Annotated in this window: 1 protein-coding gene; it reads right to left on the bottom strand. The window is 55.8% G+C overall.

Features of this window, described 5'->3' with window-relative positions:
• Positions 1-15: 15 nt before the first annotated feature.
• Positions 16-1,145, bottom strand: a protein-coding gene (locus ACR0BZ_RS19835; RefSeq protein ID WP_480921079.1) for an IS3 family transposase whose coding sequence is annotated in 2 segments (ribosomal slippage) — positions 16-902 and positions 902-1,145 — 1,131 coding nt in all. Because the reading frame shifts where the segments join, the coding sequence is not laid out codon by codon here.
• Positions 1,146-1,208 lie beyond the last annotated feature (63 nt).

Here is a 1,208-nt window from a genome sequence, read left to right as displayed (position 1 = left end):
GCTCCAAGTGCTCGTTTAAGCCACTTTCCTTTCGAAAGCGACGGGGCTTTTCCAGCCTAAGGCCGAGTGTCTTCGGCGCGGATTGTAGAAGCCGTTTAGGTAATTGAAGATTGCCATCTCTGCTGCCCGTCGCGTTGGCCAAGACTGGCGCCAGATCAGCTCAGCCTTGATTGTTTTGAAGAATGTCTCAACGGCGGCGTTGTCATAACAATTGCCTTTACCGCTCATCGATACCTGGAAGCCATGCTGGCGCAGGAGCCTTTGATAATCGTGAGAACAGTATTGGCTGCCGCGGTCGGTGTGATGGATGCATCCTTTGGGTGGTTGCCGCAATGCCACGGCCATCTTCAATGCCCGGATTGCGAGATCACGCTTCATCCTGTTGCTGACTGCCCAACCGATGACGCGCCGGGAATGCAGGTCCAGGATCACTGCCAGATACAACCATCCCTCACGCGTCCAGACATAGCTGATGTCACCTGCCCATTTCTGGTTCGGGTGATCCGCGCGAAAGTCCCGGTTCAGCAGGTTGGGCGCGATGTTGAAGGCGTGGTTGCTGTCGGTCGTCACCTTGTATTTCTTCGATCTCTCGACCCGTATGTCGTTCTCGCGCATCAATCTGCCAACCCGTCGATGACCAATGTTTAGCCCCATCTCTTTCAACTCTTCTGTCATTCTGGGTCGCCCGTAGCTGCCCAGGCTGAGCCGCGATTGTTCCTTGATATGGGCCAGAACCACGAGATCGGTTCGCTGCCTTTGACTGGCTGGACGGCTGCGATAGGCACGCAGGCCGCGAGCGCTGACGTCCAGAACCTGGCAAAGGCGGTTGATTGGGAATTCGCAGCCATGCTCTTCGATGAACCGGAACCTCATGGTTTTTGGCTCGCGAAGAAGGCTGTGGCCTTTTTTAGAATATCCCTCTCCTCCTTGAGAATGCGGTTCTCTCGCCGAAGCCGTTCATTCTCACGGGCAAGATCCAAGTTCTTGTCAGACACGACGTCAGTGTCGCGATGCGCCGTCACCCACTTGTTCAGCGTCGAAAGCCCGACGCCCAAATCCGATGCCACCTGTTTGCGTGTCAGCCCGCTCGTCAACGCGATCCGCACCGCGTCAGCCCGGAATTCGTCCGTCCGTTTCAGTCCCATAGTTCGTCTCCTTTGTTGCAATAAATGCTATCAAAGGAGCGGCATCAAACCGCGACACGTCCA

Source organism: Ruegeria sp. P8 (genome assembly GCF_056534665.1).
The sequence above is the reverse complement of the archived record's forward strand: the minus strand, read 5'-3'. Positions and strand labels throughout refer to the sequence as shown.